The 16,717-nt window shown below is 63.0% G+C and carries 13 protein-coding genes and 1 pseudogene; 11 read left to right on the top strand and 3 right to left on the bottom strand.

Translation table 11 applies throughout. The features are described from left to right. Window positions 1–70: 70 nt before the first annotated feature. Together AO268_RS02565 and edd are read right to left on the bottom strand one after the other, a co-directional pair. On the bottom strand, window positions 71–1,027 hold the full coding sequence (locus tag AO268_RS02565; protein WP_099167823.1) for a glucokinase: 957 nt from the start codon (window positions 1,025–1,027) through the stop codon (window positions 71–73). Continuing rightward, on the bottom strand, window positions 1,024–2,850 hold the full coding sequence (edd, locus tag AO268_RS02560) for a phosphogluconate dehydratase (RefSeq protein WP_099167822.1): 1,827 nt from the start codon (window positions 2,848–2,850) through the stop codon (window positions 1,024–1,026). The genes AO268_RS02565 and edd overlap by 4 nt, the downstream gene beginning before the upstream one ends. A gap of 221 nt (window positions 2,851–3,071) precedes the next feature. Between edd and gap the strand changes: the two genes are divergently transcribed. The 8 genes and pseudogenes from gap to AO268_RS33625 all read left to right on the top strand — a co-directional run bounded on the left by gap (window position 3,072) and on the right by AO268_RS33625 (window position 12,112). Then, a complete protein-coding gene (gap, locus tag AO268_RS02555; RefSeq protein ID WP_076961865.1) occupies window positions 3,072–4,073 on the top strand; it encodes a type I glyceraldehyde-3-phosphate dehydrogenase in 1,002 nt (333 codons plus the stop codon). A 195-nt stretch (window positions 4,074–4,268) separates the two neighbouring features. Continuing rightward, complete coding sequence (locus AO268_RS02550) at window positions 4,269–4,787, top strand: RNA polymerase sigma factor (RefSeq protein ID WP_076961864.1); 519 nt, start codon at window positions 4,269–4,271, stop codon at window positions 4,785–4,787. A gap of 74 nt (window positions 4,788–4,861) precedes the next feature. After that, window positions 4,862–5,830: a FecR family protein gene (locus AO268_RS02545; RefSeq protein ID WP_099167821.1), complete on the top strand. Its 969-nt coding sequence runs from the start codon at window positions 4,862–4,864 to the stop codon at window positions 5,828–5,830. A 115-nt stretch (window positions 5,831–5,945) separates the two neighbouring features. Beyond that, on the top strand, window positions 5,946–8,513 hold the full coding sequence (locus AO268_RS02540; protein ID WP_099167820.1) for a TonB-dependent receptor: 2,568 nt from the start codon (window positions 5,946–5,948) through the stop codon (window positions 8,511–8,513). A 128-nt stretch (window positions 8,514–8,641) separates the two neighbouring features. Next, complete coding sequence (locus tag AO268_RS02535) at window positions 8,642–9,250, top strand: biliverdin-producing heme oxygenase (protein WP_076961861.1); 609 nt, start codon at window positions 8,642–8,644, stop codon at window positions 9,248–9,250. 192 nt (window positions 9,251–9,442) lie between these two features. After that, window positions 9,443–9,847: a YbaN family protein gene (locus tag AO268_RS02530; RefSeq protein ID WP_076961860.1), complete on the top strand. Its 405-nt coding sequence runs from the start codon at window positions 9,443–9,445 to the stop codon at window positions 9,845–9,847. Between the two features lie 126 nt (window positions 9,848–9,973). Then, window positions 9,974–11,254 (top strand): annotated as a pseudogene (locus AO268_RS33630) (PDC sensor domain-containing protein); the annotation flags it as partial. 102 nt (window positions 11,255–11,356) lie between these two features. Then, window positions 11,357–12,112 carry a methyl-accepting chemotaxis protein gene (locus AO268_RS33625; RefSeq protein ID WP_373562107.1) on the top strand — a complete coding sequence of 252 codons (756 nt, stop codon included), beginning with the start codon at window positions 11,357–11,359 and terminating at the stop codon, window positions 12,110–12,112. 177 nt (window positions 12,113–12,289) lie between these two features. Here AO268_RS33625 and AO268_RS02520 read toward each other — a convergent pair whose 3' ends face one another. After that, complete coding sequence (locus AO268_RS02520) at window positions 12,290–12,853, bottom strand: nitroreductase family protein (protein ID WP_099167819.1); 564 nt, start codon at window positions 12,851–12,853, stop codon at window positions 12,290–12,292. 147 nt (window positions 12,854–13,000) lie between these two features. On the opposite strand from AO268_RS02520, the gene AO268_RS02515 reads away from it, so the two are divergent. From AO268_RS02515 to AO268_RS02505, 3 genes are read left to right on the top strand one after another with little or no spacing between them, the layout of a single operon-like run. Then, a complete protein-coding gene (locus AO268_RS02515) occupies window positions 13,001–14,431 on the top strand; it encodes a di-heme oxidoreductase family protein (RefSeq protein ID WP_076961857.1) in 1,431 nt (476 codons plus the stop codon). A 31-nt stretch (window positions 14,432–14,462) separates the two neighbouring features. Further along, window positions 14,463–15,527 carry an imelysin family protein gene (locus tag AO268_RS02510; RefSeq protein WP_076961856.1) on the top strand — a complete coding sequence of 355 codons (1,065 nt, stop codon included), beginning with the start codon at window positions 14,463–14,465 and terminating at the stop codon, window positions 15,525–15,527. A 2-nt stretch (window positions 15,528–15,529) separates the two neighbouring features. Continuing rightward, a complete protein-coding gene (locus AO268_RS02505; RefSeq protein ID WP_099167818.1) occupies window positions 15,530–16,627 on the top strand; it encodes a DUF1513 domain-containing protein in 1,098 nt (365 codons plus the stop codon). Window positions 16,628–16,717 lie beyond the last annotated feature (90 nt).

Here is a 16,717-nt window from a genome sequence, read left to right as displayed (position 1 = left end):
CTCCCACATCTTGATTTGTGAACACCATCAAATGTGGGAGCGGGCTTGCCCGCGATAGGGCCATCACTGCCTACGCAAATGCCTGCTCCAACGCCACACCGGCCCCGGTCAACCCGGAATACGGCGCCGTCACCAACCACACCGGGATACCCTTGAAGTAGTCACTCATGCAGCCTTTGTCCGCAAAGCTCTTGGCAAAGCCACTGTTGATAAAGAATTCGGCAAACCGCGGGATCACCCCGCCCACGATATACACGCCACCCCGGGCGCCGGTGGTCAGCACGTTATTGCCGGCCACGCGGCCCAGCCAGATGCTGAACTGGTCCAAAACCTCCATCGCCACCGGATCACCCGCCAGCCCGGCGGCGGTAATCGCCTCCGGGGTTTCCAATACCGCCGGGTGGCCGTCCACCGCGCAGATCGCCCGGTACAGGCGGGGCAAGCCGCCGCCGCTCAGGGCGGTCTCGGCGCTGACATGCCCGATCTCGTTGTAGATGTGCTGCCACAACTGGGTTTCCCGTGGGCTGCTCAGGGGCAGGTCGACATGCCCGCCCTCCCCCGGTAGCGCCACCCAACGGCCTGCCCCCATATCCAGCAGAGTGCCCACGCCCAGCCCCGTGCCCGGGCCGATCACCACCGCCGGGCGCCACGGCTCCGGCGTGCCGGCGCAGACCACGCGGTACTCATCGGGTTGCAGGCGGGTCATGCCCAGGGCCATGGCCGAGAAGTCATTGACCAGCAACAGCTCGTCCACTTGCAATGTCTTGCAGAACGCGGCCTTGCTCAGGCGCCAATGGTTGTTGGTGAACTTGAACTCATCCCCACTGACCGGCCCGGCCACCGACAGGCACACCGCACCAATGGAACCCGGCGCCAGGCCTTCCTCGGCGAGGTAGGCCTGGATCGCCTCTTCGGGGCTGGCGTGATCCGCCGTGGCCTGCACCCGGATCGAATGCAGTGCCTGGTCCCGCCACAACGCAAACCGGGCGTTGGTACCGCCAATATCACCAACCAGTGCAAGTTTCACTTGAGTGTCTCCAGGGCAGAGGTAAAGGCGCTGGCGCCCTGCTCTGCGGAGCTTGCGGCCAAGCGCATAAATGCAAACAGCTCGCGACCGGCCCCCACGTTATTGCCCAACAGGCCCGTGGCCGGCGCGCGCGCTGCAAACTCTTCGGCGTCCACCTTAAGCTCCAGGGTGCCTTTGACGCCATCGACGCGAATGATATCGCCATCCTTGACCCGCGCCAGCGCCCCACCGCGCTGGGCTTCGGGGCTGACGTGAATCGCAGCGGGAATCTTACCCGAGGCACCGGACATGCGTCCGTCCGTCACCAGCGCGACCTTGAAGCCACGGTCCTGCAGCACACCGAGGAACGGCGTCATCTTGTGCAATTCCGGCATGCCATTGGAGCGCGGGCCCTGGAAGCGCATCACTGCGACAAAATCCTTCTCCAACTGGCCGGCCTTGAACGCATCGGCCAGGTCCTGCTGGTCCTGGAACACCACGGCCGGCGCTTCGACGACCTGATGTTCGAGGGCCACCGCCGAGACTTTCATCACCCCGCGGCCGAGGTTGCCTTCCATCACCCGCAGCCCGCCTTCCGGGGAGAAGGCGCGGGCCACCGGGCGCAGGATGGTTTCGTCGAGGCTTTCGATCGGGCCTTCGCGCCAGATCAGTTCGCCGTCCACCAAAAACGGTTCGCGGGTGTAGCGGCCCAGGCCATGGCCGGCGACGGTGTTGACGTCTTCGTGGAGCAGGCCGGCTTCCAGCAGCTCGCGGATCAGGAACGACATACCGCCCGCCGCCTGGAAGTGGTTGATATCGGCCTTGCCGTTCGGGTAGACGTGGGACAGGGTCGGCACCACTTCCGAGAGGTCGGCCATGTCCTGCCAGGTAAGGATAATGCCCGCCGCCATAGCGATGGCCGGCATATGCAGGGTGTGGTTGGTCGAGCCGCCGGTGGCGTTGAGGGCAACAATGGAGTTGACGATGGATTTTTCGTCGACGATCTCGCCAATGGGCGTGAAGTTGCCATTGGCCTTGGTCAGGCGCGTGACCTGGTGCGCGGCCTCACGGGTCAGCGCATCGCGCAGCGGCGTGTACGGGTTGACGAACGAGGCGCCCGGCAGGTGCAGGCCCATCACTTCCATCAGCAACTGGTTGGTATTGGCGGTGCCGTAGAAGGTGCAGGTGCCGGGGCTGTGGTAGGACTTCATCTCCGATTCCAGCAACTCTTCACGGCTGGCCTTGCCTTCGGCATAGCGCTGGCGCACATCGGCCTTCTGTTTGTTGGAGATCCCCGACGGCATCGGCCCACCCGGCACGAAGATCATCGGCAAGTGGCCATAACGCAGCGCGCCCATCATCAGGCCGGGGACGATCTTGTCGCAGATCCCCAGCATCAACGCGGCATCGAACATATTGTGGGACAGCGCTACCGCCGTGGACATGGCAATCACTTCGCGGCTCAGCAGGCTCAGCTCCATGCCCGGCTCGCCCTGGGTCACGCCGTCGCACATGGCCGGGGTGCCGCCGGCGAACTGGCCGACCGAGCCGACTTCGCGCAGGGCGCTCTTGATCTGTTCCGGGAAATGCTCGTAGGGCTGGTGCGCCGAAAGCATGTCGTTATATGACGAAACAATTGCCACGTTGGCGGCATTCATCATCCGCAGGCTATTTTTATCTTCAGTGCCGCACCCGGCCACGCCGTGGGCAAAGTTGGCGCATTGCAGCTTGCCGCGCATCGGCCCGTCGCTGGCCGCGCCGCGAATCAGCGCAAGGTACGCCTCACGGGTAGCGCGGCTACGGGCGATAAGGCGTTCGGTGACCTCAAGTACGCGGGGATGCATGTGTAGAACTCCAGGCTAACGGATGTGGCGACCTGAGTGTCTATGCTGATCAAACGCCCACCGCTCATGGGATGGCAGGGAGTCGCTTGGATCATCGGACCAGTTGATTCAGGTCACTCGTTGTAGATTGAACAAAATATTGCCACTAAAAAGGCTTGTTTTCTATTTTTATGCGAATAATCTTGTAATTCTTACAACAAATCGACGACAGGCGCTTTCAAATGACTCTTCGGATTGCAATCAATGGTTTTGGCCGTATTGGCCGCAACGTCCTGCGCGCACTTTATACCCAAGGTTACCGCCAGGATTTGCAGATCGTCGCCATCAATGACCTGGGCGACAGTTCGATCAATGCCCACCTGCTCAAATACGACACCGTCCATGGCACTTTCGATGCAGAGGTGGCCCACGATCAGGAAAGTCTGACCGTCAACGGCGACCGGATTGCCGTGAGTGCCATTCGCAACCCGGCCGACCTGCCGTGGGCTGCACACAAGATCGACGTGGTATTTGAATGTACCGGCCTGTTCACCGACCGTGACAAGGCCGCCGCCCATCTTAGCGCCGGTGCGCGCAAGGTCATTATCTCGGCCCCGGCCAAGGGCGCGGATGCCACCGTGGTCTACGGGGTAAACCATGACATTTTGCGTCAATCGCACCAGATCATCTCCAACGCCTCCTGCACCACCAACTGCCTGGCGCCGGTGGCCCAGGTGCTGCATCGCGAACTGGGGATCGAAAGCGGCCTGATGACCACTATTCATGCCTACACCAACGACCAGAACCTGACCGACGTCTACCACACCGACCCCTACCGCGCCCGCTCGGCCACGCAGAACATGATCCCGAGCAAGACCGGCGCCGCCGAAGCGGTGGGCCTGGTACTGCCGGAACTGGCAGGCAAGCTGACCGGCATGGCGGTGCGGGTGCCGGTGATCAACGTGTCGCTGGTGGACCTGACCGTGCAATTGAAAAAAGAAGCCACGGCAGACGAGGTCAACGCGCTGCTCAAAGAAGCCAGCCAACACTCGAAAATCCTCGGCTACAACACCCTGCCGCTGGTTTCCAGCGACTTCAACCATAACCCGCTGTCGTCGATCTTCGACGCCAACCACACCAAGTCCAGCGGCAAGCTGCTCAAGGTCCTGGCCTGGTATGACAACGAGTGGGGCTTCTCCAACCGTATGCTGGATAACTGCCTGGCGCTGTGTAACGCCGAGTAACTCCCTGTGGGGACCGGCTTGTGTGGGAGCTGGCTTGCCTGTGATGCAGACGGCGCGGTGTATCTGCCGCCCCCCAGTGATGCAATCGCAGGCAAGCCAGCTCCCACAGGGTTTTGTGCAGCTCATACATTCGCTACTTGCCATTTGCGTTGATGATAAGCATTATCATTAACTAGCAATCGGTCCGGTACCCCTGTGAGCCTATCTCGCTTCAACCAAGTCTTCCTCAGCCAACGGCTGGTGCTACTGCGCACTTTGCAGCGGATGGTGGATAACCACAGCACCGCCGAGGACCTGTTGCAGGAAACCTACCTGCGCGTCACCCGGGCCCTCAGCGAAAGACCGATTGATCACCTCGAACCTTTCGTGTTCCAGACCGCGCGCAACCTGGCCCTGGATCATCTGCGCGCGCGGCGGATCCAGTCCCGTACCTTGCAGGAAGATGTCCCGATGGATGTCCTGCAAAGCGTCGCCTCCCCGGTCACGACGCCCGAAGACGCCGCCCACGCCGAGCAACTGCTGGAGCACCTGAGCGTCAGCCTCGGGCAGTTGAGCGCCCGCCAGCAGCAGATCTTTATCCTCAGCCGCCTGCACGGTTGCAGCTATCAAGAGATCGCCGACCAATTGCAGGTGTCGTTGAGCACCGTGCAAAAGGAACTGAAATTGATCATGGCCATCTGCATAGGTGTAGCCGCACGGCTCGATCACCCTTAAGCTTTGTCGGTAAAAGCTGACAGACATGTCACAACAGCTCTTGAATAAAACGTGGCGAAGACCCGAGGAACACCGTGACGGACCCGAACAAACTGCACCCCCATGAGCTGGCTCATGAGGTGTTGCAACATGCGGCCATGGATCAAGCCCTCGACTGGCTGATCGCGTTGCAGTGCCCGCAGCCTGGCCAGCAAGCCGCGTTCCAGGCCTGGCTGGATGCCGACCCGAGTCACGCCCAAGCCTTCGCCAAAGCCCAGGCCGCCTGGGGCGGTGCGCCGGTGCACAGCGCCGCCGTAGCCCTCAATGCGCCGCGCAAGCCCAGCGCCTGGCGGCGGATCAAGCCGCATTGCAAGCCCCTGGCCACGGCGGCGGTGTTGCTGCTGGGGCTGTTCAGCTTCAGCAACCTGCCGGTGCGCCTGCAGGCCGACCACTTGACCGTGGTCGGTGAGCGCCAGCGCCTGCAACTGGAGGACGGCTCCAAGGTGCTGCTCAATACCAATTCGGCGTTCTCCAGCACCATCGACGAGCATCAGCGCATCGCCCGCCTGTATCAGGGCGAGGCGTTTTTCGAGGTCGTGGCCAACCGTGGCCTGCCCCTGCAAATCGACGCCGGCCCGGTGCGCGCCAGCGTCAGCGACACGGCGTTTGCCGTGCGTTACCTCAACGGTGAAGCGCAGGTGCAGGTGCAACGCGGGGATGTCGACCTGAGCACCCCCTCCGGCAACAACCGGGTGCGCCTGAGCGCCGGCGAGAGCATCCGCGTCGGCCCCAAGGGCTTCGGCCAACCGGCCAAGCTCGATGCCACCAAGGAACTGGCGTGGGTCCAGGGCCGGCTGATCTTTGAAAACTGCCCGATGAGTGAAGTGCTGGCTGAGCTGCGGCGCTATTACCCGGGCTGGATCGTCAACACCAATGAGCAACTGGCCAGCGTCGCGGTGACCGGTAATTACCGCCTGGACCAGCCCCTGGACGTGGTGCGCTCCCTGGCCCACATCACCTCGGCCAAGCTCTCGGAGTTCCCCGCGCTGGTGATTCTCAACTGAGAATAATTATTTTTACTCGATAGCTGCTGCTGGTACGTCTCGTCTTAGCCAATGCAACTGATTCCTATTTGATTCAGGCTCGCAACTATAAGACTCGTCCCTCGGAGCGCTCTCGATGTCCTCTCGTTTCAACCGCCGGTCCTCTTCGCCCACGCTGTGCCTGCTGACCGCCGCCATCCTGCTGGCGGGCGGCCCGGTGCTGACGGCCACCGCGGCCGAACCCGCTGCGCGCAACCATGCCAATTACAGCTTCAGCATCGAGCAGCAACCCCTGGTGTCAGCACTCAACGCCTTTACCGCCGTCACCGGCTGGCAGATCGGCCTGCCCGCCGAACTGGGCCAAGGGGTTTCCTCCCCGGGCGCGCGCGGTTCGCTGACCCCGGAAAAAGCCCTGGACCGGCTGTTGGTGGGGACCAACCTGAACTACCGCAAACTGGGCAATAACAACATCGTGCTGGAAAAGCGCACGGCGGGCAGCGCCATCACCCTGCAACAAATGACCATCAGCGCCACCCGCCAGGAGCAGAGCGTCGACAGCGTGCCCAGCACTGTCACCGTGCATGGACGCGAGGAACTGGACCGCCAGAACGTCAACACCATCCGCGAACTGGTGCGCTACGAGCCAGGTGTCTCGGTCGGCGGCGCCGGCACCCGCTCCGGTAATTCCGGCTACAACATCCGTGGGATCGACGGTGATCGCATCCTCACCCAGGTGGACGGTGTAGAGGTGCCGGACAACTTCTTCAACGGCCCGTACGCCAAGACCCGCCGCAACTATGTCGACCCGGAAATCGTCAAGCGCGTGGAAATCATCCGCGGCCCGGCCTCGGCCCTGTACGGCAGCAGCGCCATCGGCGGCGCCGTCAGCTACTTCACCCTCGACCCGGACGACATCATCAAACCCGGCCAGGATGTGGGCGCGCGCCTGAAAACCGGCTACAGCTCGGCCGACGAAAGCTGGCTGACCTCCGGCACCGTCGCCGGGCGGCTGCAGGACTTCGACGGTTTGCTGCACCTGAGCCAGCGCAATGGCCACGAGATGGAATCCTACGACGGCAACAACGCCACCGGCCTGGCCCGCACCGGCGCCAACCCCGAAGACGTGCGCACCACCAACGTGCTGGCCAAGCTGGGCTGGAACTACGGCGAAGACAACCGCCTGGGCCTGACCTACGAGAAGTACAAGGACGACCGCGACATCAACCAGAAAAGCGCCGTCGGCGGGATTTTCCTCGAAGGCCAGGGCATGAATATGTACCGCGACCGTCGCGGCAACGACACCATTACCCGCGAACGCTTTGGCCTGGAGAACCGGTTTTCCCTCGACTCGCCGTTTGCCGATCACATCAAGACCAGCCTCAACTACCAGATCGCCAAGACCGACCAGGCCACCAGCGAAATCTATCAAGCCGGCCGCCGCGTACTGCGCACCCGCGACACCCTCTACGAAGAAAAACAGTGGGTGTTCGACGCCCAGTTGGACAAGGCCTTCGTCATCGGCAACACCGATCACCTGCTGACCTACGGCACCACGCTCAAGCAGCAGAAAGTCACCGGCTCCCGTGAAGGCGCAGCCACCTGCCTGGCCGTCGGTGCCGGCTGTACCGCCATCGGCGCACCGAGCCCAGCCCCTGCCGACAGCGTGAAAAAAGCCAGCGACTTCCCGGACCCAACCATCAACAGCTATGCGCTGTTCGCCCAGGACCAGATCAGTTGGAACAACTGGACCGTCATGCCCAGCCTGCGCTACGACTACATCCAGCTCAAACCCAAGCTGACCGAAGAGTTCCTCAACACCACCGACCCGGACCGCAAGTACCCCCACAACGACTCGAATAAAACCTGGCATCGCTTCTCGCCAAAGCTGGGCGTGACCTACGCGCTGACCGAGCAGTACACCTGGTTTGGCCAGTACGCCGAAGGGTTCCGCACGCCATCGGCCAAAGCGCTGTACGGGCGCTTTGAAAACCTTGGCGAAGGCTATGTCGTCGAGCCCAACTCCAACCTCAAGCCAGAAACCAGCAAGAGCTATGAAACCGGAATCCGTGGCAATTTCGACGCCGGCAACTTCGATGTCGCGGTGTTCTATAACAAGTACCGCAACTTTATCGATGAAGACAACGCCGCGCTGGGCCCGGCTGGCACTATCTTCCAGCCGGGCAATATCAAGCGTGCCACCATCAAGGGTATGGAAGTCAAAGGTCGCTTGAACCTGGACGCCTTCGGCGCGCCACAAGGCCTGTACACCAAGGGTGCGATTGCCTACGCCCACGGGCGCAACGACAAAACCGGCCAGCCGCTGAACAGTGTCAACCCGCTCAAGGGCGTGTTTGGCCTGGGCTACGACCAGGACAACTACGGGGCGCTGGTCAGTTGGACCCTGGTCAAGAAACAGGACCGGGTCGACAGCGCCACGTTCTTTACCCCAACCGGCATCAAGGCCAACGGCCCGTTCAAGACCCCGGGCTTTGGCATCGTCGACCTGACCAGCTTCTACAAAGTCACCGACGACCTGACCGTCAACGGCGGCCTGTACAACCTGACCGACAAGAAATACTGGAACTGGGATGACGTGCGCAGCTACGACGGTGTGGGTGAAGCCGGCGTGACTTCGCCGGCCAGCCTGGACCGCCTGACCCAGCCAGGGCGCAACGTTGCGATCAACCTGATCTGGGACATCTGACCCATGCAGCCCCGCCTCGCCGGTTTTATCGCCGGCCGGGGTGAGGATTTTTTACTGTGACGCGTCTTCTTGTTCGTCTAGTAATAACAGCCTGGCAATAAGGCGCTTTTCCTTCTCAAGGACATCCAATGACCGCTTCCACCACCGCAGAACGCGCAAGCCTGCGCTCCCAGCGCCTGAACCAGATCACCCACGAGCCGCATACCAAGCTCGATGCCCTGGTCAAGGCTCACGCCCCGTTTGAAACCCAGGCCAACTTCGCCCGTTTCGTGGTCGCGCAGTACCTGTTCCAGTCGGAACTGGTGGCACTGTACAACGATCCCGAGCTGATCAAGCTGGTGCCGGACCTGGCCGAACGCTGCCGCGCCGACGCCGCCAAGCTGGACCTGGCCGACCTGGAAACCGCAGTGCCAGCCCCGGTGGCCGGTGCCGTGCAGAACCCGAGCAAGGCCCAGGCCCTGGGCTGGCTGTTCGTGTCCGAAGGCTCCAAGCTGGGCGCGGCGTTCCTGATCAAGCGTGCCGTGGGCCTGGGCCTGAGCGAAACCTTCGGGGCCCGCCACCTGGGCGAGCCGGCCGGTGGTCGTGCCGAAGGCTGGAAGCGCTTCACCCGCACCCTCGATAGCCTGGAACTGAGCGCCGAAGAAGAAGCGGCGGCGGAGAAAGGTGCGGTGGATGCATTCGTACGCTTCACCGTATTGCTGGAACAGGCGTACGCTAGTGCCCCGGAACTGGCCTGATCCACTGTTGGAATGCAATTAATGTGGGTGCTGGCGTGTGTGGGAGCTGGCTTGCCTGCGATGCAGACGCCTCGGTGTATCAGTTAGACCGAGGCGATGCTATCGCAGGCAAGCCAGCTCCCACATAAGCCAGCTCTCACAACTTGATCGCATTCCAATTTGAAATCTTCGTACTCCATACCCATTGCTCCCATGACCGGCACAACCCAATCCCCCTCCAAACTCGCCCGAATCCTGTTCGGCCTGCTGGCCTACGTCAGCCTGGGGATCGGCTTGGTCGCGATTGTCGTGCCGGGCCTGCCCACCACCGAATTCATCCTGCTGGCCGCCTGGGCCGCCACCAAGAGTTCGCCACGCCTGAGCGCCTGGCTGGAAAACCACCGGCTGTTCGGGCCGATCCTGTTCAACTGGCGCAACGGCAAGATCATCGCGCGCCGGGCCAAGGTCAGCGCCACGGTGAGCATGCTGCTGTGTGCCGGGCTGATGCTGGTGATGCTCGATCACGGCTGGCCGATCTACCTGGCCATCGCCGGGATGGGCCTGGGCAACCTGTGGATCTGGTCCCGCCCTGAACGCCTGGCGCGCACCGTTGCCTGAGCGCGCTACCGCTCATCGCCTGCCCCTCATGAAATATCCGTCGGCGCCGATGTTGCGAACATAGCGCCGAATGGACTTGGCCGCTTTTCTGCTTGTATTCCAACAAGTCCAAACGCGAGTAATGCCATGTTCGACACCCTCTCGATCCGCTTGAAAATCGTGCTGCTGTCCGGCCTCTGCCTGTTGGGGGTGATTGCGCTGATCGTCAGCCTGAACCTCTACCAGTCCAGCCAGAACGACCAACTGGTCAGCGCCTCCAGCTCACGCATGCTCACCACCGGCGTGGAGAACCTGCTCCAGGCCAAGGCCGCCGAGCAGGCAGTCCAGGTCCAGAAAATTTTCGGCGAGAGCCTGTTGGCGATCACCGCCCTCGCCGATCAGGTCAAGGACTTGCGCAACATGGCCGCCAAGCGTTCGCTGGAAGCGGCGACCGTGCGCGAGGAACTCAACCAGCGGATCAAGACCACCTTCGAGCGTAATACCAAGGTGTTGGGAATCTGGCTGTCGTTTGAACCCAACGGCCTGGATGGCAAGGACAGCGAGTTCGTCAACGACAAGCTGCACGGTTCCAACGAGGCCGGGCGCTTTTCCAGCTACTGGAGCCGTGCCGGCGGTGAGAGCCTGAACACGGTGATGGTCGAAGCCGACATGAACAAGACCAGCCTCAACCTCAGCGGTACGCCCTACAACATCTGGTACACCTGCCCACGGGATACCCGCAGCGTTTGCCTGCTGGACCCGTACGCCGACGACGTCGCCGGCAAGTCGGTGCTGATGACCACGATCTCCCTGCCGCTGCTGGTGGATGGCAAGGTGATTGGCGTCGTCGGTGTCGATATTGCCCTGGATGCCCTGCAAGCAGCCGCCAATACCGCGCAAAAAGAGCTGTTCGGCGGTGCCGGGATCATGGAGGTGCTCTCTGGCAGTGGCCTGATTGCCAGCTACAGCGGCGAGCCGGACAAGGTCGGCAAGCGCATCGTCGATGTGCTCGGCGACGAAGGCAAAGAGCTCGTACAACTGATGGCCAGTGACACACGCATGGTCCGTGAGCAGGACGATACGATCCGCGCGGTGTACCCGGTCAAGCCGATTGCCGATGCCAAGCCCTGGGGCGTGGTGATCAAGCTGCCCAAGCAAGTGTTTCTGGCCGATGCACTCAAACTGCAGACGGTGCTCGATGCCGCTAGGGATCGCGGCACATTCCAGGCCTTGCTGGTGGGCGCCGTGGCCGGCCTGCTGGGCCTGTTGCTGATGTGGCTGACCGCCACCGGCGTGACCCGGCCAATCAACAGTGTGGCGGCGATGCTCAAGGACATTGCCAGCGGCGACGGCGACCTGACCCAGCGCCTGGCCTACACGAAAAAAGACGAACTGGGGGAACTGGTCAGCTGGTTCAATCGCTTCCTCGACAAGCTGCAACCGACCATCGCCCAGATCAAGCAGAGCATCACCGAAGCCCGCGGCACCGCCGACCAATCCTCGGAAATCGCGCGCCAGACCAGCGAAGGCATGCAGGTGCAGTTCCGCGAGATCGACCAGGTGGCAACCGCCTCCAACGAGATGAGCGCCACCGCCCACGATGTGGCCAACAGCGCCTCAAACGCGGCGAGTGCCGCCCGGGGCGCCGATCAATCGGCCCGTGAAGGCCTGGCGATTATCGAGCGCAGTACCCTCGATATCACCACCCTCGCCGAAGAAGTCAGCAAGGCGGTGACCGAAGTCGAAGCCCTGGCGGTCAACAGTGAGCAGATCGGCTCGGTGCTGGAAGTGATCCGCAGCATTGCCGAGCAGACCAACCTGCTGGCGCTCAATGCCGCGATTGAAGCGGCGCGCGCCGGGGAAAGCGGACGGGGTTTTGCGGTGGTGGCGGACGAAGTGCGCAACCTGGCCCGACGCACCCAGGATTCGGTGGAGGAAATCCGCCTGGTGATCGAACGCATCCAGAGCGCCACCCGCGGGGTGGTGACCACCATGCATTCGAGCCAAAGCCAGGCGCAGAGCAATGCCGGGCAGATCCAGCAGGCGGTACAGGCCCTGGGCAAGATCAGCGATGCGGTCACGGTAATCAGCGACATGAACCTGCAAATCGCCAGTGCTGCCGAAGAACAGAGCGCCGTGGCCGAAGAGGTTAACCGCAACGTTTCGGCGATCCGCACCGTGACCGAGACCCTGACCAGCCAGGCCACGGAATCGGCGGCGATCAGCAGCCAGTTGAATGCCTTGGCCAATCAACAGATGAAGTTGATGGATCAGTTCCGGGTGTAACCCCCCGGTTCTGAAAACAATGAAACACCCTATGTGGGGGCTGGCTTGTGTGGGAGCTGGCTTGCCTGCGATGCAGACACCTCGGTGTATCAGTTAGACCGAGGCGATGCTATCGCAGGCAAGCCAGCTCCCACACAAGCCAGCTCCCACATACAGCACCAGCAGATTTGCGGCGAGTCAGACACCGCTCCAGGCGCTGACAAACGCCGTGATATCTTCCTTGGCCGCCGTACGCGGCGGGTTCTGCGCGGTGCCCAGGTAAAGGAAGCCGATGACTTCTTCACCGGTCGTCAGCCCCAACCCCTTGGCCACATGCGCCGAATACGACAACTCCCCGGTCCGCCACACCGCCCCAATGCCCTGGGCATATGCCGCCAGCAGAATGCCGTGGGCCGCACAGGCCGCCGCCAGCCGTTGCTCGGACTGCGGCACCTTGAAGTGGTCCTGCAGACGGGCAATCACCACCACCACCAACGGTGCGCGCAACGGGCCGTTCTGCGCCTTGTCGATCACCGCTTGCGGCGCCTCGGGGTCTTGCAGGCGGGCCGCTTCGGCCAGCAGGGTGCCCATCTGTTCGCGGGCCGCGCCTTCCACCGTCAGGAAGCGCCAAGGCCGCAGCTGGCCGTGGTCTGGCGCCCGCATGGCCGCCGCGAACAGCACTTCGCGCTGCTCGGCAGTAGGGGCCGGCTCCAGCAGGCGCGGCACGGAAACACGGTTGAGCAAAGCGTCGAGAGCCTGCATTGGCCACCTCCAGGAAAAATGTGCGGCCATTCTAGCGGGAATGGTCGGGATTGGAGCAAACGATAATTGCTCTTATTCAATCCGCCCCGCCCTGTTAGACTTTGCGCCTTGATTTTTTCCACCGTCGCTCGTCTTCCAGGATTACCGATGCTCCGTTTGCCGCTTCGCCTGTCTGTACTCTTGATGGCTGTGGGCCTGAGTGCCTGCGATGACACCCCGCCGCCGACGTTTACCCAGGCCGAGCCCGGTGAGGCCCGTTCGGGAGGCGGCACAACGGTGCGCAAGAGCGACCAGAATGCCTTTTCGCTGCCATCGGCCAACCTGGCACCGACCCGCCGCCTGGACTTCAGCGTCGGCAACAGTTTTTTCCGCAACCCCTGGGTGATCGCCCCGGCCACCACCACCGCCCGTGATGGGCTGGGACCGCTGTTCAACACCAACGCCTGCCAGAACTGCCATATCAAGGACGGTCGCGGTCACCCGCCCGTGCCTGAAGCCAGCAATGCGGTATCGATGCTGGTGCGTTTGTCGATCCCGGATTCGCCGCCCTATGCCAAGGTCATCGAACAGATTGGCGTGGTGCCCGAGCCGGTCTACGGCGGGCAACTGCAGGACATGGCCGTGCCCGGCGTGGTCCCGGAAGGCAAGGTGCGGGTCGACTACACCCCGGTCAACGTCACGTTCAAGGACGGCACAGTGGTCGAGTTGCGCAAGCCGACCCTGCAAATCACCCAGCTCGGCTACGGGCCGATGCACCCGGATACGCGGTTTTCCGCGCGCGTGGCCCCACCGATGATCGGCCTGGGCTTGCTCGAAGCCATCAGCGACGCGGACATCCTGCAAAACGCCAGCAAACGCCCGGATAAAAACGGCGTGCTCGGCCGCCCGAACTGGGTCTGGGATGATGCCCAGCAAAAAACCGTGCTCGGGCGCTTTGGCTGGAAGGCCGGGCAACCGAACCTCAATCAACAAAATATTCACGCGTTTTCTGGTGATATGGGCCTGACCACCCGCCTACGGCCGATGGACGACTGCACCGAGGCCCAGGTTGCCTGTAGGCAGGCGCCCAACGGCAATGGCGAAAATGGCGAGCAGGAAGTCAGCGATAACATCCTGCGCCTGGTGCTGTTCTACACCCGTAACCTGGCCGTACCCGCGCGCCGTGATGTCAACGCGCAGCAGGTGCTGGCCGGCAAGAACCTGTTTTTCCAGGCCGGTTGCCAGGCGTGCCACACCCCCAAGTTCACCACCGCCGGCAATGCCGCCGAACCGGAACTGGCCAACCAGGTGATCCGTCCGTACAGCGACTTGCTGCTGCACGATATGGGCGAGGGCCTGGCCGATAACCGTACTGAATTCAAGGCCGGTGGCCGCGACTGGCGCACGCCGCCGTTGTGGGGCATTGGCCTGACGCAAAACGTCAGTGGCCACACCCAGTTCCTGCATGACGGCCGCGCCCGCAACCTGCTCGAAGCTGTGCTGTGGCACGGCGGTGAAGCCCAGGCGGCGCAACAACAGGTGTTGTCGTTTAACGCCGAGCAGCGCGCCGCGTTGCTCGCGTTCCTGAATTCTCTATAAGCTTTGCCCCAATTATTGAAGGGAGCTCGACATGTTCCGTCCCAAGTTGTTGTTCACCAGCCTGGCCGCCCTGGCCCTGGGCGCCTGCTCGCCGCAGGACCCGCAAGCAGTCACCTCGGCGGCCATCGCCAAGCAAGTGATCCTGCCGACCTACAGCCGCTGGGTCGAGGCTGACCGGCAATTGGCCGTCAGCGCCCTGGCCTATTGCCAAGGCAAGGAATCCCTGGAGACCGCCCGCGCCGACTTCCTCCATGCACAAAAAGCCTGGGCCGAGTTGCAACCGCTGCTGATCGGCCCGCTGGCCGAAGGCAATCGCGCCTGGCAGGTGCAGTTCTGGCCCGACAAGAAAAACCTCGTCGGCCGCCAGGTCGAGCAACTGGCCAGCGCCCAGCCGCAGATCGATGCCGCCGCCCTGGCCAAGTCCAGCGTGGTCGTGCAGGGCCTGTCGGCCTACGAATACATCCTGTATGACGCCAAGACCGATATCGCCAACGACGCCCAGAAAGCCCGCTACTGCCCGCTGCTGATTGCCATCGGCGAGCGCCAGAAACTGCTGGCCGAAGAGATTCTTACGAGCTGGAACAGCACCGACGGCATGCTCGCGCAGATGAGCAAGTTTCCTAACCAGCGCTACGCCGATTCCCACGAGGCCATCGCCGAGTTGCTGCGCGTGCAGGTCACGGCCCTGGACACCCTGAAGAAAAAGCTCGGCACACCGATGGGGCGCCTGTCCAAGGGTATCCCCCAGCCTTTCCAGGCCGATGCATGGCGCAGCCAGTCGTCCCTGCAAGGCTTGCGCGCCAGCCTCGCGGCGGCCCAGACCGTGTGGGTCGGGGTCGACAACAAGGGCCTGCGTGGCCTGCTGCCCGCCGACCAGAAGCCTTTGGCCGAGAAGATCGACGCCGCCTACGCCGCCGCCCTGAAGCTGTTCGACAGCAACCCGCGTTCGCTCAATGAACTGCTGGCCGACGACGCCGGGCGCGAGCAACTCAACGCACTCTACGACAGCCTCAACGTGGTCCACCGCCTGCACGAAGGCGAACTGGCCAAGGCGCTGGGCATCCAACTGGGCTTCAATGCCAACGACGGTGACTGATGATGCTCAGGCGACAGGCTTTGGCCATCGGCAGCGTGCTGCTCAGTGCAATCACCCTGGGTGGCTGGACGCTGTTCAAACGCAAGGGCGACAGCCCGCTGCTGCTGTCGGCCCGGGATGATGGCGATGGCAAGCACTACGCCGTGGGTTATCGCCTGGACGGCAGCCAGGTGTTCGCCACCCAGGTCGGCCAGCGCTGCCACGACATCATCAACCACCCGAGCCTGCCCATCGCCCTGTTCGTGGCCCGCCGCCCGGGCACCGAGAGCTATCTGGTGGACCTGCGCGACGGCACGCTGCTGCAAACCGTGACGTCCCAGGCCAACCGGCACTTCTATGGGCATGCGGTGATCCACAAGAGTGGCGACTGGCTGTATGCCACGGAAAACGACACCACCGACCCCGGTCGCGGCCTGTTGGGGGTGTATCGGTTTGAGGGTGAGCGCCTGGTGCACAGTGGCGAGATGTCCACCCACGGCATCGGCCCGCACCAGGTGTCGTGGATGCCGGATGGCGAGACCCTGATCGTGGCCAATGGTGGCATTCGCACCGAGGCCGAGAGCCGGGTCGAGATGAACCTCGACGCCATGGAACCCAGCCTGGTGTTGATGCAGCGTGACGGTACCCTGTTGAGCAAGGAAACCCTCGCCCAGCCGATGAACAGCGTGCGGCATATGGGGATCGCCAGCGATGGCACGATCCTCACCGGGCAACAGTTCATGGGGCCGTCCCATGAGCGCTCCGAGCTGCTGGCGATCAAGCGTCCGGGGCAACCGTTCGTGGCGTTCCCGGTGGCGGACGAGCAGTTGCAGGCCATGGGGCACTACACCGCCAGCGTGGCCGTGCACAGCGAGCTACGCCTGGTGGCACTGACCGCGCCACGGGGTAACCGCTTTTTTATCTGGGACATGGACAGCGGCGAACTGCGCCTGGACGGGCCATTGCCCGACTGCGCCGGCGTGGGCGCGGTGGCGGACGGCTTTGTCGTGACCTCGGGCCAGGGCCGCTGCCGTTTCTACGATTGCCGGCAGCCCCAATGGGTGGCCAAGCCCCTGGATTTACCAGCCGGGTTTTGGGATAACCACCTGCATCTGATTTGACCTCACCCCCGCGCCACCTGATCGCTCCCGGCCAACGCCCGGGAGCGTCTTCTCCTGCCCCGCCAGCACCAGGCATTTCTCCTACGAAGC

Origin of the sequence: Pseudomonas sp. ICMP 8385 (assembly GCF_002699915.1) — a bacterium.
Classification (GTDB): domain Bacteria; phylum Pseudomonadota; class Gammaproteobacteria; order Pseudomonadales; family Pseudomonadaceae; genus Aquipseudomonas; species Aquipseudomonas gessardii.
This window is presented reverse-complemented; position numbering and strand designations above follow the sequence as displayed.